This window comes from Mesorhizobium sp. P2_F7 (genome assembly GCF_056403695.1).
Genome location: NZ_JBFUFA010000004.1, coordinates 408,232 through 434,035, shown reverse-complemented (window position 1 = coordinate 434,035; position 25,804 = coordinate 408,232). Strand labels below are relative to the sequence as shown.

General features: G+C 61.9%; 27 protein-coding genes, 2 tRNA genes and 1 pseudogene. 12 read left to right on the top strand and 18 right to left on the bottom strand.

The annotated features are described in order from the left end of the window. Nucleotides 1-96 precede the first annotated feature (96 nt). Nucleotides 97-327 carry a hypothetical protein gene (locus tag AC1DZ8_RS16205; protein ID WP_477301527.1) on the top strand — a complete coding sequence of 77 codons (231 nt, stop codon included), beginning with the start codon at nt 97-99 and terminating at the stop codon, nt 325-327. Between the two features lie 63 nt (nt 328-390). On the opposite strand, the gene AC1DZ8_RS16200 is transcribed toward AC1DZ8_RS16205, so the two are convergent. Next, nucleotides 391-1,212, bottom strand: a complete 822-nt coding sequence (locus AC1DZ8_RS16200; RefSeq protein ID WP_477301529.1) for a M15 family metallopeptidase — start codon at nt 1,210-1,212, stop codon at nt 391-393. A 190-nt stretch (nt 1,213-1,402) separates the two neighbouring features. Between AC1DZ8_RS16200 and AC1DZ8_RS16195 the strand changes: the two genes are divergently transcribed. Then, nucleotides 1,403-1,948 (top strand): hypothetical protein, encoded by a 546-nt coding sequence (locus AC1DZ8_RS16195; RefSeq protein ID WP_477301531.1) that lies wholly within the window; start codon nt 1,403-1,405, stop codon nt 1,946-1,948. A gap of 124 nt (nt 1,949-2,072) precedes the next feature. Here the strand turns inward: AC1DZ8_RS16195 and AC1DZ8_RS16190 are convergent. Beyond that, nucleotides 2,073-2,148 (bottom strand) — tRNA-Val (locus tag AC1DZ8_RS16190). A gap of 219 nt (nt 2,149-2,367) precedes the next feature. On the opposite strand from AC1DZ8_RS16190, the gene AC1DZ8_RS16185 reads away from it, so the two are divergent. Further along, nucleotides 2,368-2,444: transfer RNA gene (locus AC1DZ8_RS16185), tRNA-Asp, on the top strand. 126 nt (nt 2,445-2,570) lie between these two features. Here AC1DZ8_RS16185 and AC1DZ8_RS16180 read toward each other — a convergent pair. After that, the gene (locus AC1DZ8_RS16180; protein ID WP_477301533.1) at nt 2,571-2,819 is read right to left on the bottom strand and encodes a hypothetical protein; all 249 of its coding nucleotides are present in this window, start codon (nt 2,817-2,819) and stop codon (nt 2,571-2,573) included. Between the two features lie 284 nt (nt 2,820-3,103). On the opposite strand from AC1DZ8_RS16180, the gene AC1DZ8_RS16175 reads away from it, so the two are divergent. Next, on the top strand, nt 3,104-3,466 hold the full coding sequence (locus AC1DZ8_RS16175; protein ID WP_477301535.1) for a hypothetical protein: 363 nt from the start codon (nt 3,104-3,106) through the stop codon (nt 3,464-3,466). 23 nt (nt 3,467-3,489) lie between these two features. Here AC1DZ8_RS16175 and AC1DZ8_RS16170 read toward each other — a convergent pair. The 5 genes and pseudogenes from AC1DZ8_RS16170 to AC1DZ8_RS16150 all read right to left on the bottom strand — a co-directional run. After that, nucleotides 3,490-3,594: pseudogene (locus tag AC1DZ8_RS16170) on the bottom strand (ribokinase); the annotation flags it as partial. 72 nt (nt 3,595-3,666) lie between these two features. Next, nucleotides 3,667-4,074, bottom strand: coding sequence for a hypothetical protein (locus AC1DZ8_RS16165; RefSeq protein ID WP_477301537.1), 408 nt, complete (start codon nt 4,072-4,074; stop codon nt 3,667-3,669). Nucleotides 4,075-4,101: 27 nt separating this feature from the next. Beyond that, nucleotides 4,102-5,046 carry a ribokinase gene (gene rbsK, locus AC1DZ8_RS16160; RefSeq protein WP_477301539.1) on the bottom strand — a complete coding sequence of 315 codons (945 nt, stop codon included), beginning with the start codon at nt 5,044-5,046 and terminating at the stop codon, nt 4,102-4,104. A gap of 3 nt (nt 5,047-5,049) precedes the next feature. After that, nucleotides 5,050-5,502 (bottom strand): RbsD/FucU family protein, encoded by a 453-nt coding sequence (locus tag AC1DZ8_RS16155; RefSeq protein ID WP_477301541.1) that lies wholly within the window; start codon nt 5,500-5,502, stop codon nt 5,050-5,052. A 43-nt stretch (nt 5,503-5,545) separates the two neighbouring features. Then, a complete protein-coding gene (locus tag AC1DZ8_RS16150; RefSeq protein ID WP_477301542.1) occupies nt 5,546-6,598 on the bottom strand; it encodes an ABC transporter ATP-binding protein in 1,053 nt (350 codons plus the stop codon). Nucleotides 6,599-6,870: 272 nt separating this feature from the next. Between AC1DZ8_RS16150 and AC1DZ8_RS16145 the strand changes: the two genes are divergently transcribed. The 3 genes from AC1DZ8_RS16145 (at nt 6,871) to AC1DZ8_RS16135 (ending at nt 10,673) form a co-directional block, all read left to right on the top strand. After that, entirely contained in the window at nt 6,871-8,535 is a 1,665-nt protein-coding gene (locus AC1DZ8_RS16145) for an ABC transporter substrate-binding protein (protein WP_477301544.1), read from the top strand. A gap of 95 nt (nt 8,536-8,630) precedes the next feature. After that, nucleotides 8,631-9,746: a carbohydrate ABC transporter permease gene (locus AC1DZ8_RS16140; RefSeq protein ID WP_477301546.1), complete on the top strand. Its 1,116-nt coding sequence runs from the start codon at nt 8,631-8,633 to the stop codon at nt 9,744-9,746. A 9-nt stretch (nt 9,747-9,755) separates the two neighbouring features. After that, on the top strand, nt 9,756-10,673 hold the full coding sequence (locus AC1DZ8_RS16135) for a carbohydrate ABC transporter permease (RefSeq protein ID WP_477301547.1): 918 nt from the start codon (nt 9,756-9,758) through the stop codon (nt 10,671-10,673). A gap of 31 nt (nt 10,674-10,704) precedes the next feature. On the opposite strand, the gene AC1DZ8_RS16130 is transcribed toward AC1DZ8_RS16135, so the two are convergent. The 3 genes from AC1DZ8_RS16130 to AC1DZ8_RS16120 all read right to left on the bottom strand — a co-directional run bounded on the left by AC1DZ8_RS16130 (nt 10,705) and on the right by AC1DZ8_RS16120 (nt 12,573). Beyond that, on the bottom strand, nt 10,705-11,187 hold the full coding sequence (locus tag AC1DZ8_RS16130) for a hypothetical protein (RefSeq protein ID WP_477301548.1): 483 nt from the start codon (nt 11,185-11,187) through the stop codon (nt 10,705-10,707). 70 nt (nt 11,188-11,257) lie between these two features. Next, nucleotides 11,258-12,001: a creatininase family protein gene (locus AC1DZ8_RS16125; RefSeq protein ID WP_477301550.1), complete on the bottom strand. Its 744-nt coding sequence runs from the start codon at nt 11,999-12,001 to the stop codon at nt 11,258-11,260. Nucleotides 12,002-12,006: 5 nt separating this feature from the next. Further along, nucleotides 12,007-12,573, bottom strand: coding sequence for an SIS domain-containing protein (locus AC1DZ8_RS16120; RefSeq protein WP_477301552.1), 567 nt, complete (start codon nt 12,571-12,573; stop codon nt 12,007-12,009). A 178-nt stretch (nt 12,574-12,751) separates the two neighbouring features. Here AC1DZ8_RS16120 and AC1DZ8_RS16115 point away from each other — a divergent pair, with 178 nt between their 5' ends. Then, complete coding sequence (locus tag AC1DZ8_RS16115) at nt 12,752-13,774, top strand: aldo/keto reductase (RefSeq protein WP_477301964.1); 1,023 nt, start codon at nt 12,752-12,754, stop codon at nt 13,772-13,774. Nucleotides 13,775-13,878: 104 nt separating this feature from the next. On the opposite strand, the gene AC1DZ8_RS16110 is transcribed toward AC1DZ8_RS16115, so the two are convergent. From AC1DZ8_RS16110 to clpP, 5 genes are all read right to left on the bottom strand, one after another. Further along, a complete protein-coding gene (locus AC1DZ8_RS16110) occupies nt 13,879-14,151 on the bottom strand; it encodes an HU family DNA-binding protein (protein WP_112392385.1) in 273 nt (90 codons plus the stop codon). 198 nt (nt 14,152-14,349) lie between these two features. Then, on the bottom strand, nt 14,350-16,761 hold the full coding sequence (gene lon, locus AC1DZ8_RS16105; RefSeq protein WP_477301554.1) for an endopeptidase La: 2,412 nt from the start codon (nt 16,759-16,761) through the stop codon (nt 14,350-14,352). A 304-nt stretch (nt 16,762-17,065) separates the two neighbouring features. Beyond that, entirely contained in the window at nt 17,066-17,851 is a 786-nt protein-coding gene (locus AC1DZ8_RS16100) for a hypothetical protein (protein WP_477301556.1), read from the bottom strand. Between the two features lie 168 nt (nt 17,852-18,019). Beyond that, nucleotides 18,020-19,294: an ATP-dependent Clp protease ATP-binding subunit ClpX gene (gene clpX / locus AC1DZ8_RS16095; RefSeq protein ID WP_023682305.1), complete on the bottom strand. Its 1,275-nt coding sequence runs from the start codon at nt 19,292-19,294 to the stop codon at nt 18,020-18,022. A 294-nt stretch (nt 19,295-19,588) separates the two neighbouring features. Continuing rightward, nucleotides 19,589-20,218, bottom strand: coding sequence for an ATP-dependent Clp endopeptidase proteolytic subunit ClpP (gene clpP / locus AC1DZ8_RS16090; RefSeq protein ID WP_477301559.1), 630 nt, complete (start codon nt 20,216-20,218; stop codon nt 19,589-19,591). Between the two features lie 315 nt (nt 20,219-20,533). Here clpP and AC1DZ8_RS16085 point away from each other — a divergent pair, with 315 nt between their 5' ends. Next, a complete protein-coding gene (locus AC1DZ8_RS16085) occupies nt 20,534-21,124 on the top strand; it encodes a hypothetical protein (RefSeq protein ID WP_477301561.1) in 591 nt (196 codons plus the stop codon). A gap of 1 nt (nt 21,125) precedes the next feature. On the opposite strand, the gene AC1DZ8_RS16080 is transcribed toward AC1DZ8_RS16085, so the two are convergent. Then, nucleotides 21,126-22,214 (bottom strand): NAD(P)/FAD-dependent oxidoreductase, encoded by a 1,089-nt coding sequence (locus tag AC1DZ8_RS16080; protein WP_477301563.1) that lies wholly within the window; start codon nt 22,212-22,214, stop codon nt 21,126-21,128. Nucleotides 22,215-22,317: 103 nt separating this feature from the next. Here AC1DZ8_RS16080 and AC1DZ8_RS16075 point away from each other — a divergent pair, with 103 nt between their 5' ends. From AC1DZ8_RS16075 to AC1DZ8_RS16065, 3 genes are read left to right on the top strand one after another with little or no spacing between them, the layout of a single operon-like run. Then, a complete protein-coding gene (locus tag AC1DZ8_RS16075; RefSeq protein ID WP_477301565.1) occupies nt 22,318-23,565 on the top strand; it encodes a cytochrome P450 in 1,248 nt (415 codons plus the stop codon). A gap of 20 nt (nt 23,566-23,585) precedes the next feature. Further along, on the top strand, nt 23,586-24,647 hold the full coding sequence (locus tag AC1DZ8_RS16070) for a hypothetical protein (protein ID WP_477301567.1): 1,062 nt from the start codon (nt 23,586-23,588) through the stop codon (nt 24,645-24,647). A gap of 42 nt (nt 24,648-24,689) precedes the next feature. Then, nucleotides 24,690-25,346 (top strand): transporter substrate-binding domain-containing protein, encoded by a 657-nt coding sequence (locus tag AC1DZ8_RS16065; RefSeq protein WP_477301569.1) that lies wholly within the window; start codon nt 24,690-24,692, stop codon nt 25,344-25,346. 60 nt (nt 25,347-25,406) lie between these two features. Here AC1DZ8_RS16065 and AC1DZ8_RS16060 read toward each other — a convergent pair whose 3' ends face one another. Then, nucleotides 25,407-25,754, bottom strand: a complete 348-nt coding sequence (locus AC1DZ8_RS16060) for a cupin domain-containing protein (RefSeq protein ID WP_477301571.1) — start codon at nt 25,752-25,754, stop codon at nt 25,407-25,409. Nucleotides 25,755-25,804 lie beyond the last annotated feature (50 nt).

Below are 25,804 nucleotides of genomic sequence, written 5' to 3'. Positions count from 1 at the left end.
CTGCGTTGGCGATCCTACCTCCCCTATAAGTTGTATGGAACCCGAATACTTCTCGAAAGTTGTTCATCAAGTGCCGATCAAGGGAGGTACTTGTGAATGCCAGACAAAATCAGAGCCAGCTACATCTTCCAGCGGGCGCATGCTTTGGCAGAAGACGGTTTCCATCAGTCGCCGGCCGAGATTGTTGCCACGTTGCTGGCCGAGGGCTTTCCGGAGGCAACCGAGCTGCTGAACTCCGAAAACATCCGTGCCGACCTTCGCCGGGTTTGTGGTGCCGCGACCGCCAACGGGCGGCAAGTCGCCAAGAATCTGGGGCTTCGATATTGACGCGCATAAATATCGGCGGGTTTCGCCCCGGCGCATGTGCCTTACGGCTGACTGCCAGCGCGATCAGCCGGGTTTCTTGTACAGCAGCAATTCGGGCCGGTACTCGAAATGCATGGTGTCGTAGTGATACCAGCGCCCGCCCCAGATGAAGCCGTTTTTCTCAAACAATTCCACGATTTCCAGCGGAATCCGGTTCTTGAACGGGATGTGTGCCTTGGGGTCGGCCTTGTTTCTGTTGTTATACCAATAGTCGGAGAAACCGACATTGATGTCGAAGGCTGCGCCGAAAGAGTGGACGCTCAGACGGTTGGTTCCGGCGATGGGCCGCCAGACAAAGCCGCCGCCGGGCTTGAGCCCGTAACGGCTTAGCTCCGCCGGCATGGCCTCCATCGCATCGGAGATCTTGCCCAGCCGGACGTTGATGCCGAAAATTTTGGTCACCTGCACGGTTTTCTTGCCGAGTTTCGGCAGCCATTTGACGTTGGCGATGTGCTTGCCGACCTCCGCGGCGCTTGCCCCGTAAAGCTTCTCGAAGAAGGCTTCGTTGCGGATACGACCGGGGTCGAAATCCTCCGCCGGGACCAGCGCGCCCTCCGCTGCCGTCGGATAGACGTAGCGAAACATGTCTTCGATGTCGGGGCTTTCCAGCAGCGCCTCGGCGTCGCGCGCCTTGCCGTCGTCCCACACCATGGTGGTGCCGTCAGTCCAGGTCAGGACATTGCCCGAGATGGTGAAAAGTCCGGGATAGGCCTCGAGCAAGGCCGCTTTGGCGGCCGGCTTGTCGACACCGTCGCCCGCCTTTGCCGCAGAAGCGAGGTGCCCGCTGCCGCTGATTGCGAAGACGACCATCAGCTGAAACAGCAGGCGCTTGGGATGGTCGATCATTGTCCTGCCTCTCCGGAGAGCAAATCGATTGCTGGCCAAGACCCCTTATCAAATCCGGGTCGATGGCGGCAGCTCCCTGGCCCGAAAACAGGAATTCAGCTCATCCCGATTGTTGGCAATGGCTTTCGTTCATCTTGCATTTGGCTAGGCTGCTGTAAGATGGCGCGTGAATCAATAAGGGAGACAAGTCGTGTCAAAAACCTCCAGCACCCTGATCCGGATGGTGTTCACATTCATTTGCCTGGTCGGGTTGGCCTCAGCCGCTTCTGTTCTTTTCCCGGCCACAGCCTCGGCTCAGCGGATGCAGCGATGCGCTGACGAAGGTGGCATCTGCCGCCTGCCCTATCCAGCCGAAGTGGTCTATGGCGCGCGCGGCCAGACCACTTCCCGCTTTTTCGACCGCCGCGCGGTGCCCTGTTCAAACCGCGTCTTTGGCGATCCCGCGCCCGGCCGCGACAAGGCTTGCTATATCGTGACGCGGCGCGGCGGTGACGATTATGGCGACAATGACGACGACAATTACGGGGACGACGACTACGGCCAGGGCCGTGGCCGCTGGGTGCCCTGCGCCAGGGAGAATCAGTACTGTGATTTCCGTGGCCGCAAACTGGTCCGCTACGGCGCGCGCGGCCAGTACGTCCAAGGCGTTTTCAGGAATGGCGTTATGTGCAACCTCGACAGCTTTGGCGAGGACCCCATCCGCCGCGTGAAGAAGGCCTGCTACGTCAAGCAGTAGTCTGTCAGCAGCAGAAAGGCGGGCGTGGCTGGTTGCGGCCGCGCCCGCGCCACCGATCATACGCGGCTGACTTGCGGACATGAAAGGCGATTGAAGCCGACGACTGGACTGGCATCCGGGAGAATGGTGGGCGATGACGGGCTCGAACCGCCGACATCTTCGGTGTAAACGAAGCGCTCTACCAACTGAGCTAATCGCCCGCTCCGGGCCGGACCTTTAAGCGGTCGCAACCGGCTTCGCAAGGCCAAATGAGCAGCGGCGAGCTTAGCCGCATAGCGGTTTTCCCGGGCAAAACGCCGCCTGTCAAAAAACCTTCTCATGTTTGCGTTTATGCTGCCCAGCTGCGCTTGACACCCGGTGGCGAACCCCTTATCCACCGCCCCAACGACGAACACGGCTGACACGTGCTCGTCAAATGCGCGGGTGTAGCTCAGTTGGTTAGAGTGCCGGCCTGTCACGCCGGAGGTCGCGGGTTCGAGCCCCGTCACTCGCGCCATTTCTCTTCAAGGGTCACGATCCTTGGTGCCGGAGAAATGTCGACGTCGATGTCAAAAATGTCTCCTTGAATGCAATAATTCAGATTGATCGCCTTGCAGCGATCAATGGCAGCGACCGGTGTAGCTCAGAGTGCCGGCCTGTCACGCCGGAGGTCGCGGGCTCGAGCCCCGCTCGCAGCATTTCCCTCGATGCCTGCCGATTCCCGCCTGTAGATCAGGCGGACGACGAGGCCGACGTATCCAAGCTGAAGAATGACCATCGCAAGAACAGCCCAGCCGAGCGCCTTCCAGACGGATCCAGTTGCCATGTCGGCCCAGATCGCTACGACGAACGACGTTGCGAGCATGCCCACCAGAAATTGCGGAAAATACATAATGGCCCAGCACCCAATGTTTCGGCGATTCAGGCTGCTTTCAAATCGGCAGATAAAGAGCCCGCAGCTTCATTTTGAGAAGCCGCGGGCCCCAATCGCCCCCCGGCTGCCTGGAGCGATGGATGCTCCCGGCGTTGCTGACAGTGCAAATGCGGTGCCAAACCGTCGGCCCATTACGGGACACCTATGCCAGCGGCGCAAGACCGGATTGCCGATTAACATTATCTGTGGCTAATATGCCACCCTGGTCGGGAAGGACCAAAGTGGAGAGGTTGTCGGCAGGCATGGTGGCCGCGATGCTGGTAGCGTCGGCAGGGCGATGTTGGTCCGAGGACAGCCACAAACCGATCTCCGAAGAAGCGTTGAGAACGGTCAGCGCCGAGATGTATTCCGACATCCTGGCCCAGGAATGCCTGCATGGGCGACGCTACTCGCAAAGCCGGATCGAGAACGGTTTCAAAAGGCACTTCGAGGAAATGAGGCTGCAACTGGTCGCGAGTGGATATACCATCGTGCCCAATTCGAACGAGAACAGCGCTCTCTGGACACGTTCGCAGATGGCGTTTGACGCGGAGCGGCGGCTTGGCCTCCGGCGCCAACTCGGCTGCCTTGGCGCATACTGGCTGGACGACAATCGGGACTGGTGAGGCCGTGCAAGAACGCTGCGGCCTCAAATCCTCTCCAGCAGCGCCTCGACCTCCTGCAGCGTTGGCATGGACGGCGCCGTGCCCGGCCGCGTCATTGAAATGCCGCCGGAGGTCACGGGTTCGAGCCCCGTCACTCGCGCCACTTCTCAATAAGTTCGCTGATTTGAAGTGGCCGAAAGTCTGAATGCCAAGGCATTCTTTCACAGATATCGCGCAATATCGGGTCGAGCGGCAAGCAGCCGGCCCATCATCTCCACCCGGCTGGGATGGGTCAACAACGTGAATGCCGCGCTCCTTAAGTAGACGATCGACCCTCGGCGCGGTGGCACCGCCACGTTGAAAATCGCAGGCAGGGCGATCGCAGCAGTCAGCGCGACGAGGCCAGGGATCCATCCCTCAAAATACCAGATGCCGCAAACCGCTCCGACCAGTTCGATGAAGCAGATGCCCATCAAACCCATCAGCCAGTCCGGGGTCATGTCGGCCTGACAAGAATTGGGCTCGGGCGCGGAGCCGGCCATTTTCGCCGCTGTGTCGGCAAGCGTCGCGACGAATGACAGGCACTTGCCGGCAAGCAAGGCGCCGATGACCAGTGCAACCCAGAGCATCGAAGACCTCCTTGCGCTGTCCTGCAATCACCCCTTGGCCAGCAGCGCCTCGACCTCCTCCAGCGTCGGCATGGATGGCGCCGTGCCCGGCCGCGTCACCGAAATGCCGGCGACGGCACAGGCGAAGCGCACCGCTTGCAGCGGCTCCACGCCTTTGGCGAGTGCGGCGGCCAGGCCGCCATTGAATGCGTCGCCCGCACCTGTGGTTTCGACCACCGGGCCGGCGCTGACCACGGGGACATGGTCGGAACGGTTCGCGGTGTGCAGCAGCGCGCCCTTTTCGCCAAGCGTGATGATGACCGAGCCGACGCCCTTTTGGAGCAGGCTGTCGGCGGCGCGGCGGGCATCGTCGATGGAGGCGACCTTGATGCCGGTCAGTTCCTCGGCCTCGGTCTCGTTGGGGGTGACATAGTCGCAAAGCGTGTAGATGCGGTCCGGCAGCTTTGCCGCCGGCCCCGGGTTGAGGATGGTGGTCACCCCCGCCCCGCGCGCGATCTCGAGCGCCTTCAGCGCCGCGTCGATCGGCTGCTCAAGCTGGGTGACGAAGACGCCGGCCCCGCCAATCAGGCCGGCATTGGCTTCGATGTCGGCGGGCGAGATCAGCATGGCCGCACCGGGACTGACGATGATGGCGTTGTTGCCGGTCGTCTCCTCGATAAAGATATAGGCGGCGCCCGTATAGCTCTGCGGCGTGTCGATGACGGCGGATTTCACGCTCGCCTCTGCCCAGGTCGCCTTGGCCATCTCGGCGAAAGCATCGATGCCGAGCCGGGTCAGGAAGGTGACGTCGGCGCCGAGTTTGCCGGCCGCCACCGCCTGGTTCGAGCCCTTGCCGCCCGGCCCCAGCTTGAAGGAATTGCCAAGGATCGTCTCACCCATGCGCGGCTGGCGATCGGCGCGGTAGGCGGTGTCGGCGACGAAGACGCCCAATATGACGACAGGCTTTGTGACAACAGATTGGCCGGATGCCATGGGTTACTCCGCATCCGGCGGCACGACGCCTTTGCGGAAGGCGAAGCAGCCATAGAAGCGGCGCTCGCCAGTCTGGATGACGCAATAGGCTTTCTTGGCGCGTTCGTAGAAAGCGTAGCGCTCGACCGAAATCATCGGCCAGGCCTTGCCCTCGGCCTTGTCGATCTGTTTCTGCACCTCTTTTTGCACCGGCGGAATTTCGGCCGGCTTGCCGACGATCTCCATGCGGGCGGCAGCGTCGTCGACGAACGTGTCCAGCGGATAGAGCGACAGCACCGCCTTGACCACATCGGCCGCCGGCGCATCGATGCGCAGCAGTCTGCCGAGCACGGTCTGGCGTGCCACCGAATCGGCGGGGAAATTGGTGTCGGCGATGATCAGGTCGTCACCGTGCCCCATTGCCCGCAGCGCCTGAAGCACATCGGCGTTCAGCAATGGGTTGATCCCTTTGAGCATGGCAGTCCTCGTCAAACAGGTTTGGTCAAAGTCGATTGGAAAATCAGAGCCGGTTGCCGGTCTCGGCGTCGAAGAGATGGACCTGGTCGAGGCGCGGCTTGAGATTGAGCGTGTCGCCGGGCTTGAAGTCGTGGCGCTCGCGAAACAGCGCCACCATCTCGCCGTCGCCGAAGCGCACGAAGACCAGCGTTTCGGAGCCGGTCGGTTCGACCACCGAGATTTTCGCCGGCACGCCGTCGGCGTGGATTTCAAGATGCTCGGGCCGCACGCCGTAGACCACGGCCTGGCCCTCTTTGGCGGCGCTGCCGGCAGCGATCGGGAACAACGTGCCGGCTATCTCGACCTTGTCGCCCTTCCTCACCACACCCTTGAGCAGGTTCATCGACGGCGAGCCGATGAAGCCGGCGACGAACAGATTGGCCGGCCGGTCGAACAATTCCAACGGCGCGCCGACCTGCTCGATGCGGCCATCGCGCATGACGACGATCTTGTCGGCCATGGTCATGGCTTCGATCTGGTCGTGGGTGACGTAGATGGTGGTGGTCTTCAGCCGCTGGTGAAGCTCCTTGATCTCGGTGCGCATTTGTACGCGGAGCTTCGCATCGAGATTGGAGAGCGGCTCGTCGAACAGGAACACTTGCGGGTTGCGCACGATGGCGCGGCCCATGGCGACGCGCTGGCGCTGGCCGCCGGAGAGCTGGCGCGGATAGCGCTTCAGGTAGGGATTGAGGTCGAGAATGTCGGCGGCGCGCTTGACCCGCTCGGCGACCACGGCCGGGTCGGTGCCGCGCAGCTTCAGCGCAAAGGCCATGTTCTGCTCCACCGTCTTGTGCGGATAGAGCGCATAGTTCTGGAACACCATGGCGATGTCCCGCTTAGCCGGCGGCAGATTGTTGACGATGCGCTCGCCGATGGCGATCGTGCCGCCGGAGACGGTTTCCAGCCCGGCCACCATTCTGAGCAGCGTGGACTTGCCGCAGCCCGACGGGCCGACCAGCACCACGAACTGGCCGTCGGCGATATCGACGCTGACCTCATGCAGGACCTTGACGGTTCCGAACGCCTTGGCCACATTGGTGATCGCGACTTGAGCCATCGTCCCCCCTTTCCTCGCGGTGAAGCTAGCCATTGCCAACGGCAAGGGCAAGTCAGTATGTTATCGATAAAAAGGCATTCGTGTTGACAAGGTAATCGATTACGCGAATAGTGGCGAGTGCCAATCCGACAGTCGGATTTTTTCCCGAAAATCGGAGCTCCAGGCGACGCAGGGTGGGGTCCCACGTCCCCGTATGATAAAAGGAGAACCGCCGACGTTCGGCGTCCGAGGATTGGCATTTCAATTCACGACTGTTGTTCTGGGAGGAATAGATGAGAGTCGGTCTGTACGAAAAACTCGTCCGCGCGGGTGCGACCCGGCGTGACATTCTCAAAGGCGCGGCCTCGATGGCCGCGCTCTCCGCTGCATCTGGCGCGGGTCTGGGCGCATTGACGCGTCCAGCTTTCGCCGCCGACGATCTGCGCGCGCAGATCCTGCAGGTCCCTGGCGTCGGCAAGGGTCAACCAACCGACGCCGACTTCCAGAAGGTCGGCGAGATGTGCCTTGGCGCCACCAAGGCCAGTGTCAAGCAAGGCGAGTTCGCCGGTGTCGAACTCACCTTCATGGGTCTGAACAATCAGAACCTGCACAATGTGCTGTACCGCGGCTTCTTGAAGGCGTGGGAAGACTATACCGGGGCCAAGTTCACCTGGATCGATCTGGCACAGGCCGATTACGGCGCGCGCCTGCAGCAGTCGATCGCCACCGGTACCGTCGACTTCGACGTCATCGAGATGGGCGCGCCGTTCGAAGGCGACGTCTGCGGCAAGGGGCTGGCCTCAGAGATGCCGGACTGGGTCAAGAAGCAAATCGAAATGGACGACCTAGTCAACTATCTCAAGCCGCCCGTCGGCACCTGGGACGGCAAGCAGTATCGCGTGACCGTCGACGGCGATGCGCACAACTTCAACTATCGCACCGATGTTTTCTCCGACAAGGGTCTCGCCGACGCCTGGAAAGCCGCCGGCAATGCAACGCCGTGGGGCGTGCCGACCACCTGGCAGCAGGTGCAGGCCGTTACCAAGTTCCTCAAGGGCCAGAAGTTCAACGGCCAGGACGTCTACGGTTATCTCGACGCCCCCAAGGCCTGGGGCGGTTTCGGCTTCTATTTCCTCGGCAGCCGCGCCACCGCCTATGCCAAGCATCCAGACGACAAGGCCTGGTTGTTCGACGCCGACACGATGAAGCCGCGCATCAACAATCCGGCCTGGGTGCGCGCCATCCAGGACGTGATCGACGCGCTGCCCTTCGAGCCGGCCGACCAGATCAACGCCGACCCGAACACCACCGGCTTCAGCCAGTTCCTCGCCGGCACCGGCTCGATGATCCCGTGGTGGGGCGACATCGGCTCCAACGCCAAAACCAACGATTCCTCGGTCATCGGCGACACGGTCGGCTTCTCGATCCTGCCCGGCTCGGACGATGTCTACAATTCCAAGACCGGCAAGTGGGACACGCTCGCCAGCGGCCCGAACTTCTCGCCGAACTGCGCCTATCTCGGCTGGGGCGTCTATGTCATGGCCCGTGTCGACAGCGACGAAAAGAAGAAAAAGGCGGCCTGGTCGGCAGCTGCCCATCTCGGCGGCAAGGACCTGTCGCTGTGGTGCGCGGCGTATCCGTCGGGCTTCCAGCCCTACCGCAACAGCCATTTCAACATTCCGGAATGGGTGGCGGCCGGCTACGACGAGGCGTTCATCACCTCGTATCTCAAGTCGGAGGCCGACAGCTACAACCATCCGAACGCGGCGATCGAGCCGCGCATCCCCGGCATCTTCCAGTACTATTCCGCTGCCGAGGACATTCTGGCCAACACCTTTGCCGGCAAGATGAAGGCGCAGGAAGGCGCTGACGCCATTGCCGCCGCCTGGGAGAAGCTGACCGATCAACTCGGCCGCGAGAACCAGATCAAGCTCTACAAGGCCTCGCTTGGCGTGTAGGCTGATCGTGTCGTGATAACAGGTCCGGCGGTGCAAGCCGCCGGATCTGACCGGCTCGGGCCGGTCGCAGGCATAGTTTTGAACGGACGGGACGCGTGGCTGACCAGACCACCACTGCATGGCCGGCAAACGCCGGTCCAGCCGATCTGATCTCGCCAAGCCGCAAGCGGGCGGGTTTTGCCCTGATGGCCGCCGCCACGCTTGCCCTGCTGGCGGTGATCGCGCTGGAGATTCTCTACAAGAGTGAAGTCACTACGCTCGGTTTCGAGACCTGGCGCCCCATCGTCTACGCCTATGTGCTGTGGGGTGTGGCGCTCGGCGCCGGCCAGGTGCTGACGCGCGGCGAAGATGGCCAGCGCGCGCTGTTCCTGCTGCCGGCGTTGTTGTTCACCATCGCCATGGTGATCTTTCCAACGCTGTTCGGGTTCTACATCGCGCTGACCGACTGGAATCTCAGTTCCATCACCGGCCGGAAATTCAACGGGCTCGACAATTTCTGGCAGATGCTGGCCGACCCCTACTACCGCAACGCGCTGTTCAACATGGTGCTCTATGTGCTCGCCGTGCTGGTCGAATATGCTATCGCCTTCGGCCTGGCGCTGCTGCTCAACGCGCAGATCCGGGCACGCAAATTCTTCCGCGTCGTCTTCCTGATGCCCTTGATGCTGTCGCCGGTCGCGGTGTCGTGGATGGTCGGCAAATCGATAATGGAATACCGCTTCGGGCCGGCCGCGACGCTGGCGCGCTATCTCGGCTGGGAAAACCCCGCCTTCTTCTCCGACCCGATCACCGCCCGCATCTCGATCATGGTGCTCGACGCCTGGACCTTCATCCCGTTCATGATGATCATGCTGCTTGCCGGCCTGCAGGCGATGTCGCGCGATGTCCTGGAAGCGGCGCGCGTCGACGGAGCTACGACCTGGCAGACCTTCTGGCAGGTCACCTTCCCGCTGATGCTGCCGGTATCGGTGACGGCGGTGATCCTGCGCATCATCTTCAAGCTGAAGCTCGCCGACATCATCATCACCGTCACTTCCGGCGGCCCCGGCGGCGCCACGGATTCGGTGTCGAGCTTCATCTACCGCGAATATCGCGACCGATCGAATGTCGGCTACGGCACCATGCTGGCGATGGCCTATCTCGTCATCATCGTCGTGTTTGTGACCTGGCTGCTGAAATTCGCCAACCGCTTCGTGCGCAACGTGAACTGACGGGGGATAATGAGCGTCCAGACCACCGACTATGTCGCTTCCGAAATCCGCTCACCGGTGGGCTTTTTGGCCAATCGCGTGTTCATCTATGGCGCGCTGGCGTTCTGGGCCTTCATTTGCCTGTTCCCGATCTACTGGACGATCTCAACCTCATTCAAAACAGCGGTCGACGTAACCCAGGGGCACCTCATTCCCTTCGTGGACTTCCAGCCGGACTGGAAGGGTTGGCGCTCGCTCGGCCTGTCGCCGGACTCGATCTTGCGGACCTCGACGGTGCGCGACGAGTTCCTAAAGCGCTTCATGAATTCGGTCATCACCTCGGTCGGCGCATCGAGCCTTGCCATCATCATCGGCAGCCTCGCCGCCTATGGGCTGACCCGCTATCGCTATCACTTCGCCTGGTTCAAGAACGAGGACATCTCCTTCTTCTTCCTGTCGCAGCTGATCCTGCCGCCGGTGGTGCTGGCCCTGCCCTTCCTGGTGCTCTACCGCGAGGTCGGCCTGCTCGACACCCGGATCGGGCTGATCCTGCTCTACACGCTGATGGTGCTGCCGATCGTCATCTGGATCATGCGCGACCAGTTCAACTCGATCCCGGTCGAGCTCGAGGAGGCAGCCCTTGTCGACGGCCTGTCGATCTGGGGCGCCTTTTTCCGCATCGTCATGCCGATCGCGCTACCCGGCATGGTCGCCGCCTTCATCCTGGCCATGGTGCTGTGCTGGAACGAGTATTTTTTCGCAGCCCTTCTGACCTCGACCGATGCCAAGACCATCCCGGTGATGGTGGCGAGCCAGACCGGCTCGCAAGGCATCAACTGGTGGTCGATGGCAGCGCTGGCCACCGCCGCAATCGCCCCGCTGGCAGTGATCGGGATTGCGCTTGAGCGCTATCTGATCATGGGCATGACGGCAGGAGCGGTGAAGTAGGATCCAATAGAGGGAAGCGCGGCAAGGCCGCTTATGTCCCCATGAGCACCGATTTTATCCGGTCGCGGAACATCTCCGCGGTCTTGGCGGTGCCGAAGTCCCGTGTCTCAAACCGCTCGCCCTTCACCGTCGTCAGGACGACCGTGTAGGTTGGGCCTCCACTGTCCCACTCGATCGTCCTCAGGCTGAAATCGGCTATGTCCCCTGGCAACACATGATGCCTGCGCAGAAAGATCGGGTTGCGCAGCACGATGTCGATGCGCCCGCGCCTTACGATCCAGCGCACCGCCGGGCTGAAGATGGCCGCATATACAAACGGAATGCCGACGGCATAGGCGCCGAAAATGATGAACAGAAAGAACGGGCTGGCGACGCTCAACGGCCAGACGCCGCGATAGAGCTCCCATGTCGGCATGACAATGCAGAACAGGCCGGCAAGCCCGAAAAACAGGCGCTTGGCGACATGCATCGGAATGTCGTGCCGCAACCGCCCGTCCCTGCTGATATCGTCCATTCCATGCCTCCAAGCCGACGATGGCGGCGGAAGGTGAAAAAGCCGTAACGACGCCAAAAGCGGCAGATGGTCAGGGCTTCAAAATGGAGCGCAGGTGATCAAGGATCATGGCGACACCCTTTTGCCCGAGTTCGGCGGACGCCTCCGGCGCGCTTGCCGTGTACCAGCTTGTGTTGTCTGCGAAATGGCTGGTGTCGACGGCTTCCGGACATAGCGCCAGCATCAGCGAGGTCTCACCGATGCCGGCATGATCGAACGGGTATTTGCCGTTCATTTCGGCCGACATCAGCGGGTGCACCTGCACCCAGTTGAAGAAATTTTCGCCCGCCGCATGGCCGGCATAATAATCGGCCATCTCGTTTGCGCCCCACCAGCCCTCGCCGCGCTGCTTCTCCAGGAAGCGGAAGATCGCCTGGCGGCCGGCGGTCTTGAAGGCGAGATCGGTCGGCATCCCAGCCGCGAAATTCTCGGTCTGGTGGTGGATGATGGCGTGGATGTTGCGAAAGCCGATGCGCAGCAGGCTGTAGAACAGTTCCTCGGCGAATGGCGCCAGCTGATTGCCGCCGACCTGCACCGAACCGCTGCCTTCCGGCACCGCCGCCGCATAGCTCGCCGCGCCGTAATAGAAAGGCGGCAGGATGACGATGTCGGCCTCCCTTTCGTAGAGCTCCAGCGTCTTGATGACGGCCAGCGTGTCCATGCCGACGGCCATGTGTTCGCCGTGATATTCGAGCACGCCGAGCGGGAGTGCGACAGGCCAGTTCTCGGCAATCGCCTTGCGGATCTGGTGCGGCAGCATCAATTCGTAGCGCATCGCGCCTACTCCATGTTGGTGTGGCGGGTGCGCATGGCCTCGGACGACTGGCCGGTCAGCCCCTTGAGCTTCAGCACCATCACCTCGAACAGCAGGAACAGCGCGCCTTCGAAGACCGAGCCCATCGGCAGCAGCGATGTCTTTTGCGGACCCTGGTCGCGCGCCATGGTCTGCGCCGGGATAAGCAAGGTGAAGTCGGCGAGTGCGGTCGCACTGCCCCCAGCCTCGGCGGTGAGCAGCAGCACGGTGGCGCCGGCGTCACGGGCGACCTGCATGAGGGTCAGCACCGTCGTGGTCTCGCCAGGGCCGGAACTGACCAGGAAGACATCGCTGGGGCCAACAGGCGGCGTGTTCATGTCGCCGACCACCGAGACCTCGAGCCCGAGGTGATAGAGCCGCATGGCGAAGCCCTTGAGCTGCAAGGCTTCGCGGCCGCAGCCATAGACGACGATCTTTTGTGCGCGGGCAAGCGTTTGGCAAGCGGTGCCGATGCCGGCTTCGTCGACGCCCGCCAGCACGGCGCCCAGCTCCTGCAGGGCGGTCGCGAACATATCCGGGCCGGCATTCGTCATCAGGGTTTCGCCAGGGGTTGTTGCCGAGAATTTCCGGTACCGCTTTTCCGTGGAAAGGCTTGTTTTTGTTTATGCTATCACCGCGAAAATGCGTGTCCAACAGCCGCCGCGGCTTTTGCTGTGCCAGCGGCGTGATAGTGTCATGTCAGACAAATCAATCCAGGACATCTCAAGCGACATGAAGACACGGCATTTCGACCGCATCGGCAATGGCGGCATCGACTTCACCGAACTTGGCTTCGGCAGCGCGCCGCTCGGCAACCTCTACCGTGCCGTCCCCGACGAGGATGCAAATGCCACCCTGGAGGCGGCCTGGGCGACCGGCTGCCGCTACTACGACACTGCGCCGCTCTATGGCTTGGGCCTCGCCGAAACGCGGCTCAACGCCTTCCTGCGCGGCAAAAGCCGAGACGACTATATGCTGTCGAGCAAGGTCGGCCGCCTGCTGCGCGCCTGCTCGCCGGAGGAGCGTACCGGCATCGGCAAATTCTTCGACACGCCGACGCGCCGCGAGGTCTACGACTACAGCTATGACGGCGTCATGCGCTCGTTCGAGGCCTCGCTGGAACGGCTCGGCGTCGACCGCATCGACATCCTTTTCGTCCATGACCTCGACATCTTCACTCATGGCAGCAAGGAAGCGTCAGACCAGCGTATCGAGGAGTTCATGGCCTCCGGCTATAACGGCCTGCTGGCGCTGCGCGACCAGGGCGTGATCAAAGCGTTCGGCGGCGGCATCAACGAATGGGAGGTCTGCCAGACACTGGCCGAGCGCGGCGATTTCGACCTGTTCCTGCTGGCCGGTCGCTACACGCTGCTGGAACAGGAGGCGCTTGCCACCTTCCTCCCGCTCTGTGAAAAACGCGGCATCGGCATCGTGCTCGGCGGCCCCTACAATTCCGGCATACTGGCGACCGGGCCGAAGCCAGGCGCCTACTACAATTACTCCGAGGCGCCACAGGACATCATGGATCGCGTCGGGCGCATCGAAGCCGTCTGCAAGCGCCATGGCGTCAAGCTGATCGAGGCGGCGCTGCAGTTTCCGCTGCTGCACCCGTCCGTTGTGTCGGTCATTCCCGGCGGCCAGCGTCCGGGCGAGGTTGAAAGCAACCGCGCGCTGCTCGACGCCAAGCTGCCGGCGGCACTTTGGGCCGATCTCAAGCAGGAAGGTCTGATGAGGGCCGACGCGCCGGTGGGCTGAAGGCTCGCCTCGGCGGGCTGACGGCCTGTCGCGTCGCGTTGCCGTCAAAAAGAAAAGCCGGGCGAGCCCGGCTTTTCAACATTCTCTGAAAAGAAAAAATGGTCTTAGTTGACCGCGTCCTTGAGGCCCTTGCCGGCCGAGAACTTTGGCACGGTACGCGCCGGAATCTTCACTTCCGCGCCAGTCTGCGGGTTGCGGCCAGTCGACGCCGCGCGCTTGGAGACGGTGAAATTTCCGAAGCCGACGAGCCGTACATCGCCGCCCTTCTTCAGTTCGCCAGTGATGACGGAGAACACCGCATCGACCGCCGACTGTGCGTCACCCTTCGAAATGCTCGCGGATTCAGCGACAGCGGAAACCAGTTCGTTCTTGTTCATAAAAATTCCCTTCCATGAGAAAAACCGGAACTCTTCGACTCATCCGGCAGGAAACGGACTTTAGAAAGAAGCGTTCCCGCAACCAAGTCGAAAAGCGCGGAAAAAGTTGGAAAAAGCCCGGAAAAGGTGGGTTTTTCACATGAAAAAGCCGGGCGCAAGGCCCGGCTCTCTCTTTGTGCACTGCAACTTTAGCAAAAACTAATGTGCAAGCGACTTTCCGGCATCGTCGGCGCTGTCGGTCGTGGCCGGCGGATTGACCGGCTCGACCCACTCGATCGGCTCCGGCATACGCACCAGCGCATGCCTCAGAACCTCGCCGACGCGTGAGACCGGAATGATCTCCATGCCGTTCTTCACATTGTCCGGAATCTCCGCCAGATCCTTGGCGTTGTCTTCCGGGATCAGCACCTTCTTGATGCCGCCGCGCAGTGCGGCGAGCAGCTTCTCCTTGAGGCCGCCGATCGGCAAGATGCGGCCGCGAAGCGTTATCTCGCCAGTCATCGCCACATCGGCCCGAACCGGAATACCCGTCAGTATCGACACAATGGCTGTCGCCATGGCGGCGCCTGCGGACGGTCCGTCCTTCGGCGTGGCGCCCTCCGGCAAGTGGACGTGGATGTCGCGCTTGTCGAACAGCGGCGGCTCGATGCCGAAATCGACGGCTCTCGAGCGGACATAGGAGGCCGCCGCGGAGATCGATTCCTTCATCACGTCGCGCAGATTGCCGGTCACCGTCATGCGGCCCTTGCCGGGCATCATGACGCCTTCGACCGTCAGCAGCTCGCCGCCGACTTCCGTCCAGGCAAGACCAGTGACGACACCGACCTGATCGTCAGCCTCGACCTGACCGAAGCGGAAGCGCTGAACACCGAGGTAGTCGGCGAGGTTCGCTGCCGTGATGCTCACCGTCTTCTTCTTCGTCTTCAGGATCTCGGTCACCGCCTTGCGCCCGAGCTTCATCAGCTCGCGCTCCAGGCTTCTGACGCCCGCTTCACGGGTGTAGGTCTGGATGATGCCGCGGATCGCGTCCTCGCTGACCGAAAACTCCTTCGGCTGCAGGGCGTGATCGCGAACCACCTTAGGCATCAGGTGACGCTTGGCGATCTCGATCTTCTCGTCCTCGGTGTAGCCGGCGATACGGATGATCTCCATGCGGTCCATCAAGGGCGCAGGGATATTCAGCGTGTTCGCCGTCGTCACGAACATCACGCTCGACAGGTCGTATTCGACCTCGAGATAATGGTCCATGAACGTCGAGTTCTGCTCGGGATCGAGCACCTCGAGCAAGGCCGATGACGGATCGCCGCGGAAGTCCTGGCCCATCTTGTCGATCTCGTCGAGCAGGAAGAGCGGATTGGACTTCTTGGCCTTCTTCATCGACTGGATGACCTTGCCGGGCATCGAACCGATATAGGTGCGGCGGTGACCACGGATCTCGGCCTCGTCACGCACGCCGCCAAGCGCCATGCGGATGAATTCGCGGCCGGTCGCCTTGGCGATCGACTTGCCGAGCGAGGTCTTGCCGACGCCGGGAGGGCCGACGAGGCACAGGATCGGCCCCTTCAGCTTCTTTTGGCGGCTTTGCACGGCGAGATACTCGACGATGCGATCCTTGACCTTGTCGAGGCCGAAATGATCGGTGTCGAGCACGTTCTGCGCAAACGCCAGGTCCTGCTTGACCTTGGAGTTCCTGCCCCACGGGATCGACAGGATCCAGTCGAGATAGTTGCGCACGACGGTCGATTCAGCCGACATCGGCGACATCGTCCTCAGCTTCTTCAGTTCGGCTTCCGCCTTTTCGCGGGCCTCCTTGGAGAGCTTGGTCTTCTTGATGCGCGCCTCGATCTCGGCGGCCTCGTCGCGGCCGTCCTCGCCTTCGCCGAGCTCCTTCTGGATCGCCTTCATCTGCTCGTTGAGGTAGTATTCGCGCTGCGTCTTCTCCATCTGGCGCTTGACACGCGAGCGGATGCGCTTCTCCACCTGCAGGACGGAGATTTCGGCTTCCATGAAGCCCATCGCCTTTTCCAGCCGCTCCTTGACGGAAAGCGTGGCCAGCATCTCCTGCTTCTCGGGGATCTTGATGGCGAGGTGCGAAGCGACCGTATCGGCGAGCTTGGAATAGTCGTCGATCTGGCTGGCAGCGCCCACCACTTCGGGCGAAATCTTCTTGTTCAGCTTGACGTAGTTCTCGAAGTCGGTGACGACCGAACGGGCGAGCGCCTCGACCTCAACCTCTTCCTCTTCCGGCTCGACCAGCGCCGCAGCGCGGGCTTCGTGGAAGTCCGGACGGTCGGTGAACGAGACAATTTTGGCGCGCGAAGCGCCTTCGACCAGCACCTTGACGGTGCCGTCGGGCAGCTTCAGCAATTGCAGCACATTGGCGAGCGTGCCGATGTCGAAAATCGCATCGGGCTCGGGATCGTCATCGGCGGCATTCATCTGGGTGGCAAGCAGGATCTGCTTTTCCTGACCCATAACCTCTTCCAGCGCCTTGATCGACTTTTCACGCCCGACAAAGAGCGGAACGATCATGTGCGGGAACACCACGATGTCGCGCAGTGGGAGGACTGCGAAGACGCCGTCGCTGGGAGCCTTGGATATTTTGGCCATTGTCCAACCTTTCATGTCGCGGCCGCTAATTGAGCCAACCGCGAATCTCATATTAACGACCGTGGGTCGTTCCGCCTACCACCGTTTGTGACGGGAGTTTTACAGCACAGAATTCGGCACCACGGCCTTCCAGTGTTAGTTGGATGCACAAGGGGCAAAGATCAAGGGTTAACACCGGCGGTTCCTCTGTATTGCGGCTCGTTTGCCTGCAACGCGCCTCGTCCACAACAGCAAAGGGGCGCAACATCAAGGCAGCGTTGCGGCAACACGGTAAAAATCCGCCCTGGAAGGGCTGATTTGCCGGTCAAACACGGGGCTTTGGAAAGAGCGGATTGCTGAGCAGGTTGGCCTCGATCTTGTCCCAGCCCTTGCGTGCCGCCCAATCGAACGCCGCCAAACCCTTTTCCGTGCGCTCCTCGGCATCGGTGAAATCCCGGAACACCAGCGCCTTGCCGACGCGGAAATAGGAAAACCAGACCCAGGGGCGGCGGCAGAACCAGCATGCCAATTCCCAATGAAATTCGTCGATTGCAGCCTGGACCAGCGGCCCGACGACCACGACCTGCTCCCACCTGAAATAGTCCTGGTAGACCCGGCGCTTGTCGTCCTTGTCCGGTTCGCGGCCCGCCAGAGCCTGCTTCTGGGCGTCGGCTATCGCATACCTAAGCGGCTTTGGCATGCGATCGGCCAGATGCGGATGGTCAGGGTCGAGCCGCAGCAAATGCAGCGTCACCCAGGTTTCCATGAACACCACGCGGTTGATGTCGCGAAACTTGTCGACGAACCTGTCGTAGGAGGCGATCCGTTCCGCACGGGGCAGGGTCGAGGTGACATCGATCACCGCAAGCACCCTCGCCGCGGCATCGGCCAGCTTGAGGTACCAGCGCGCCCACAAGGCGCCATGGGCGGCGATGATGGTAAAGGGGAAGCTGCGGCCGCTGCCGGTGTACAGCTCGTAGTAGGATGCGGCGCGCAAAGCCATATCGTCCAGCGAGCCAGCCCGCGCTTCAGCCTCTGTCCTTAGCCGCGCGACTTCAGACGAGGTGTCGTCGTCCGCAACCGGTCGGAAATCAACGTCAAGGATTGCCATCCGCTACCCCACTGCCCGCCGAGAGCTTAGTGGCGTCGGAATAACATCTCACAAATTTGCTAATTCAAATGCGACCCAACGTTGCAGGCGCCAGCCCTTTCAATCCGCCAAAAGCAAACGGCGCCCGCAGGCGCCGTTCAAAATCAAAGGCTTCAGGCCTCAAACAGCTTACGCGCTGACGTTGCCCTTCTTTTCCTTCTGCTCGGAATAGATGTAGAGCGGCCGGGCGCTGCCGGTCACAACTTCTTCCGAGATCACCACTTCGCGCACGCCTTCCAGCGCCGGCAGTTCGAACATGGTGTCGAGCAGGATCGCTTCCATGATCGAGCGCAGGCCACGGGCGCCGGTCTTGCGCTCGATGGCGCGCTTGGCGATCGCCGACAGCGCATTCTCGTGGAAAGTCAGGTCGACACTCTCCATCTCGAACAGCCGCTGATACTGCTTGACCAGCGCGTTCTTCGGCTCGGTCAGGATCTGGATCAGCGCCGGCTCGTCGAGGTCTTCCAGCGTCGCCAGAACCGGCAGACGGCCGACAAACTCGGGGATGAGGCCGAATTTCAGGAGATCCTCGGGCTCGACCAGGCGGAACACGTCGCCGGTGCGGCGATCCTCGGGCGAAGCGACGATGGCACCGAAGCCGATCGAGGTTTTCCGGCCGCGATCCGAGATGATCTTGTCCAATCCGGCGAAGGCGCCGCCGCAGATGAACAGGATGTTGGCGGTGTCGACCTGCAGGAACTCCTGCTGCGGATGCTTCCTGCCGCCCTGCGGCGGCACGGAGGCAACCGTGCCTTCCATGATCTTCAGCAACGCCTGCTGCACGCCCTCGCCCGACACGTCACGGGTGATCGAGGGATTGTCTGACTTGCGCGAAATCTTGTCGATCTCGTCGATGTAGACGATGCCGCGCTGGGCGCGCTCGACATTGTAGTCGGCCGACTGCAACAGCTTCAGGATGATGTTTTCGACATCCTCGCCGACATAACCGGCTTCTGTCAGGGTCGTGGCGTCGGCCATGGTGAAGGGCACGTCGATGATGCGGGCCAGCGTCTGGGCAAGAAGCGTCTTGCCGCAGCCGGTCGGGCCGATCAGCAGGATGTTGGACTTCGCCAGTTCGACGTCGTTGTTCTTGCCGGCATGCGCCAGGCGCTTGTAGTGGTTGTGGACGGCCACCGACAGCACGCGCTTGGCGTAGGGCTGGCCGATGACATAGTCGTCGAGAACCTTCAGGATCTCCTGCGGAGTCGGCACGCCCTCGCGCGACTTCACCATCGACGTTTTGTTTTCCTCGCGGATGATGTCCATGCAGAGCTCGACGCACTCGTCGCAGATGAACACCGTCGGGCCGGCGATCAGCTTGCGCACCTCGTGCTGGCTTTTGCCGCAAAACGAGCAATAAAGCGTGTTCTTGGAATCACCGCTGTTGTTGCCGACCTTGCTCATTTTCCTGTCCTTTCATCGCCGCCCGCCGATCGTCTGGCCGGAACGGCGCATATTCTATCTATCGCGGGAATTCGCCGCCGCCAGTGTCCCGGCTCCCGCAACGCAATCCGTACGAAACACAAATCAGAAAACGTAGCAATGATTCGCGACAACCCCGCACAAAGCTAAGCCGTCGAAAATCAACATAGCATTAACGTAGGCAATCCCATCCGCCGAGGGAACAGCCAATTGTGGCCGAAATGCCGCAAATCCCAGCAAAAGCGCGTTATACCGCCATCCAACTGCCATGCAGCCTTATGCGGCGGCGCCTTCGACCGGCTCGCGCGACGAAATGACCTTGTCGATGAGGCCAAAATCCCTGGCTTCGTCGGCGGTCATGAAATGGTCACGGTCGAGCGTCTTTTCGATCTCTTCGTAGCTCTTGCCGGTGTGCTTGACGTAAACCTCGTTGAGGCGGCGCTTCAGCTTGATGATGTCCTGGGCGTGGCGCTCGATGTCGGAAGCCTGCCCCTGGAAGCCGCCGGAAGGCTGGTGCACCATGATGCGGGCGTTCGGCGTGGCAAAACGCATGTCCTTGTGACCGGCGGTCAGAAGCAGCGAACCCATCGACGCCGCCTGGCCGATGCACAGCGTCGACACCGCCGGCTTGATGAACTGCATGGTGTCGTAGATCGCCATGCCCGAGGTCACCACGCCGCCCGGCGAGTTGATGTAGAGGTTGATCTCTTTCTTCGGATTTTCGGCCTCGAGGAACAAAAGCTGCGCACAAACCAGCGTCGCCATGCCGTCTTCGATCGGGCCGGTGATGAAAATGATGCGCTCTTTCAGCAGGCGCGAGAAAATGTCGTAGGCCCGCTCGCCGCGATTGGTCTGCTCGACCACCATCGGAACGAGGTTCATGTAGGTTTCGACGGGGTTCTTCATGACTATCCCTTTTTGGAGATGGGGATTCCGGCGCCGGGAATATGAGCAATCGGGCAGAATCGGTTCTGGACGGTTAGGATGTAAATAGGATGCCGGCTCACCCTAGCGCAAGGCCGCCTTCTCCTAGCCATCTGGTTAAGTCGAATCAAGGTTTCCGCGCAAGGGGAAGCCAGGACGCGGCTGGCCCCGTTGAGTGTAGCAATTCCTTAACCGCATCGCTTAACGAAATGCGGTGAAACCGCTTTCCCCAGGAGAACCATACCCTACAATTCAACGTTGAACCTCACGTTTTCGCGTTCAAACAGGGGGAGTGCCATGATCAGGAAAACAGCTTCCTTGGCCATTGCCGGCCTTGCCGGTCTCGGCATGGTGTCCGAAGCGGTCGCCGGCGGCCGCGCCGTCGAGTGCTACGAGCCGGTGCACAGGCCAGCGCTCTATGACACGGTCTATGAAGACGTCATGGTCAGCCCTGGCGGGCAGTTGGTCGATTATGACCCGCCGATCTATGGCACGTACGAGCGCGTCGAGCAGATCGCACCGCCTCGCGTCACCTATGAGGTCGTGCCGGCCAGAACCCGCACCGTTTACCGCACGGTCCAGGTCGACGATGGCGGCTATGCCTGGGAATGGCGCGTCATTCACGGCCGCCGGGTGCTGTGCAAGGTCTGGCGCAAGGCCCGCTATGCACGTGTCGCCGAAACGGTGGAGATTGAACCCGCGCGTACCCGCCGGGTCGTGCTGCCGGCCGAATATGAGAGCGTTGCGCATGAGGTGCTGGTGCGGCCCGAGCGGCGGCACGTCACCGAGATTGCGCCGTCATACCAGCGGGTGGCGCGCCGTGTGGTGGTGCAGGAAGGCTCGACCAGCTGGCGCCGCGTGCATATTGCGCGCCATTGCCAGGATTAGGTCACCCGGCCCGCAGCCATTTCTTGAGACCGGCAACATCGCCGTCGCCGACTGCAGTTGCAGCACGCCGACCGACGGCCGCGCCGAATTTGTAGCCATGGCCGGAGCAGGCGGAGACGATCAGGCATCTGCCTTTCTCGTGTGCGAAAAATTTCTCGTCCGCCGTGAAGGTGTAAGCGCAAGTGACGACGTCGGTCACCCTGTACTCTCCGATGCGGGCGATCGGCGGCGAAAACAGGTTGCGGATCGCCTCCCCCTCGCCCGGTACCGGCTCGCGGTTCCAATCGGCGTCGCTGGTCGGCACCTTGTGCAGGGCTGAGCCGAATTTCATGCCGGCGCCGCGCGACAGCGGGATCATGTAGCCGTTGGTGCCGCCACCGACATCGAAAAAGATTGGGGCCGCTTCCCATGCCGCCTTGAGGTCCGCCGGCGGTTCGACATAGGCGAGCGCGTTGCGAAAGGTTTTCAAGTCGCCGCCGAGTTCCGGAAACAGTTTCAGCACCCAGGCGCCGGCGGTGACGACGATACGGTCGGCCTGCATGGTTTCGCCGCTGGCCAGCACAATGTGGCCGACCTCGGCGTCGACTTTCACAACCCTGGCGTTTTCATAGACGTTGGCGCCGTTTGTCCGCAGCCATTCGGCCAGGCCGGAAGCGATCTTGCGGCAATGCAGCGCGCCGCCTTCGGGCGAGACATAGGCGTAACGGATCGAACCCGGTTCGAGGAACGGCCAGCGTTCGACGGCTGCCTCGGGTTCAAGCAGTTCGAACGCGAAATTCGCCTGTTCGCGGTATTGCTCGGCCTTGTCGCCCGGCTCGCGCGAAACGCAGAGGAAGCCCCTGACATCGAGATGGCTTTCGCCGAGATCGGCCCACATCTCGTCCCAGGCCGCATAGGCCTCAGTGATCAACCTGCCATAGCCTGCCCCGGGCAGGTAGGCGCGGCGGATGATGCGGTGATGGTCGCCCGAGGCGGCGAGCGGATTGGGGATCGGCCCTTGTTCGACGATGGAAACGCTATGGCCTGCCTTGACGAGCGACCATGCCGTCGAAAGCCCGGCAATGCCTGCACCGACCACGATCACATTCATCGCACCGTCTTTCCGCAGCCCGTTCGGCTGGCTCAATCCATTGGCTTCGGGTGGGCAACATACGGTCTGGCACCAGGCTGGCAAGCCGCGCTAATGGTCTGGCATGACCAAATCCATGCCGCCCTATCTCTCCTTTGATCCAGCCGCGCGCCGCCTTCGGCTCGATCCGCACGAGCCGGCGTTTTTCCAGAACCCTTACGACGCCTACGCCTTCCTGCATGGCCGATCGAACGCCTTCTTCTGGGAAGAATTCGGCTTCTGGTGTTTTGGCGGCTTCGACGACGTCAACCGGCTGTTGCGCGACCGCCGCTTCGGCCGGCAGAGCCCGACCGGTGTTCCCGACAGACGCGGCGTCGGCATGGATCGCTCGCATCTTGCCGCCTTCGATGGCATCGAGACCAATTCGATGCTGGAGTTGGAACCACCCGTGCACACCAGGCTGCGGACGCTGGTCAACCGCGCCTTCGTCTCGCGGCAGGTCGAACGGTTGAGACCCCGCGTCGAAGCGCTCGCCAATGAGCTTATCGACCGCTTCGAACCGGACCAGGTCGATCTGCTGCCTGCCTTCGCCTCGCCATTGCCGATCACCATCATCGCCGAAATGCTTGGCGTGCCGGTGGAGATGGGGCCGCAACTGCTCGACTGGTCGCACCAGATGGTGGCCATGTACATGCACAGCCGCACGCGCGAGATCGAGGAAACGGCCAATCGCGCCGCGCGCGACTTTTCCGACTTCTTGCGCGGCTATGTCGCCGAGCGGCGCAAAAAGCCGGGCGACGATCTGTTGTCGCTGCTGATCGCGGCGCAGGAGGATGGCCAGAGATTGTCGGAGGACGAACTGGTCTCGTCCGCCATTCTTTTGCTCAATGCCGGGCACGAAGCGACGGTGCACCAGACAGGCAACGCCGTGCGTGCCCTGCTGACGCAAGGCGGCGACCCCGGCCGCTTCTTCACCTCGCCGGAGGCGACTGCGGCGACGGTCGAGGAATGCCTGCGCTTCGACGCGCCGCTGCATATGTTCACCCGCTACGCCTATCAGGAGATCGAGGTGACATCAGGGGTTGTCGTACAACCGGGCGAGACGATCGGCCTGCTGCTCGGCATGGCCAACCATGATCCGCTTGCCTTTGCCGAACCAGGCGCCTTCCGGCCCGGCCGGGCGGACCAAAAAAATGTGTCGTTCGGCGCCGGCATCCATTTCTGCATCGGCGCGCCGCTGGCGCGGCTGGAATTGCAGGTGTCGCTGAAAACCCTGTTCGAACGGCAGCCGCACCTCCATCTTGCGGAGGAGCCGCGCTTCCGCGACACTTACCACTTCCATGGGCTGGAAAGGCTCGCCGTCGGGTTCTGACGCGAGGCCGGGGTGGCGGTATGAAATTGTTTTCGACACGGGCGATGGCGTTCGCCCTCGCATTTGTGTGCGCCAGCATAACCAGCGCATGGGCGCAGCAACACAACATCCCGCAGGAAAACAGCGATGCCATCGCTCGCGCCCTGGCCGGGCCCCTGCTCCAACGCCAGACGGGTGCTGCGGTGCCCGCGGACAAGTTCTGGGCCTATGAGGTCGATTTCAATCTCGACGGGTTCTCCGAACTCTATGTCTATGTCTCGGATCCCGCCTGCGACGGGGTGAAGTGCGGACTGTTCCTGTTCGTGCTGGAAGGCGACAGCTATCGTGAGGTTCTCGGCGACATTCCGGGTGCCAGGCTGACGCCCCCGGACAGGGTCGGGCTCGGCGCTTTCAAGCGCAACAGCTTCATCGACCTGCAGCTCGACCAGAAGCAGTTTGGCTGGACGGGCGATCGCTATGCTGATGTCTCGACCTTCCCTGCCACCTCGCTCGACGGTGCCGGCTTCATCGCTGCCTGCCAGAAAAGCAGGTCAAACGAGCAGCCCGAAGAGGGCGAGGCCGAAAGGGTCGCCGGCGAATGTCAGTGCCAGTTCAATCGCTTTCAGGCGATCGGTTTCGCACAGGCCGACCTCGATCAATATGCCGCCTCTCTGGGCGAGAAGTTCGACTATCCGACGGGCGACAAGGAGAAGGCCTGGCAGGCCATCGCCACCAGCGCAAGCGACACCGCAACCGGCTGCGATATCATCGGCGGCAAGAGCCAGTGGCAGCCGGCTTACTTCAACCATGGCGACCAGACGCAAGAGAAACTCGAATTCAATGAGTTCATCAGCGCTTGCCCCACGCAGGATTTCATCCTGGGCAACCGCAAGGTCGGGACGCCCGACCGGGCGCTTGGCCTCTGTGGCTGCCTTGCCCGCGAAATGCCGACACAAGGCGTGAGGCAGGAAGGGCTGGACCTGCTGACGCAATATTATCGCGATGAGATATCCGATAGTGATGTCGACTCCGGAAACGCCGACCTTTTGGCCGAGCACGACAAGGCCTCCGACGCATGTCTCAGCCAATTTCCGGCGAAATAGTCGACCGCCAGCTACAAGCGCCGGAATGATAGGGTCGAGCCGATGAGATTCGCGTTCCTGCAAGAACCTCCCTTCTGCTTTACCGATCCCTCCGAGGCACTTAACGGTTGCGACGCCAAGCTGGCGGAGAAAGTCTGCGCACTGCTGGCGGAGGCATTTTCACCGGCCGAGACTGAGTTTGCCGAATTGCTCCCCGGGCTGGTCGATGGTCGATGGGACATGACGACGGGCCTGTTCGTGTCGGAAGAGCGCAGGATGCTTGTCGACTTCAGCCGGCCGATCTGGTTGCTGGCTGACGGGCTGCTGGTCGCCAAGGGCAACCCGCGTGCCTTCGACGGCTACCGGTCCGTTGCCGAGGATCAGGCAGCCTTGATCGGCATCATATCAGGCCAGATCCAACACCAGACAGCCCTGCAAAACGGTGTTCCGCCCGAGCGCATCAAGGTCTTCGCCACGCAGGCTGAAGCGGCTGACGCCGTCGCTGCCGGTGCGGTGCATGCCTATGCCAGCGTCGCCATGGCGCATCGCGGCTATCTCGGCCGGCACCCCGATGCGCCGCTCACCGTCATCGACGTTCCGGGGCGGAAAAACAGCCGGCCGCCGGTGCCTTTGCGCTGGCCAAGGGCAATGCGGCGTTGCGCCGGCGCATCGATTCCTGCCTCGACGATGTGCTGGGCAGTTCCTGGCACCGCGAGATGATGAGCGAGCACGGATTTTCCGGCGCCGACATCGATCGCCTTCTGTGAATCCGACCGCTGGCTAGAGCTTGATCACATACTCCTTGCGAGTCGTTTCAAGCACTTCCCAGCTGCCTCTAAAGCCCGGCCTCAGCACGAAACTGTCGCCGGCGCGCACCGTACGCGCCTCGCCGCCATCCTCGGCAACCACCGAGACGCCGGACAGGATGTGGCAGAACTCCCACTCATCATAGACGATGCGCCATTTGCCGGGTGTGGCTTCCCATATCCCGGCATAAAGGCCGCCATCGCGCTCCTCGACATTCCAGGTGCGGAATTTTGGATCGCCCGCAATCAGGCGATCCGGCGCCGGCGCGCCATGCTCGGCGTCGACGCTGTCGATCGATATTGTCTGGTAATGCGCGGACAAGAATTGCCTCCATGAAAGAGCTGGCTTGCGCCGGCTCACCCCCACCCCGG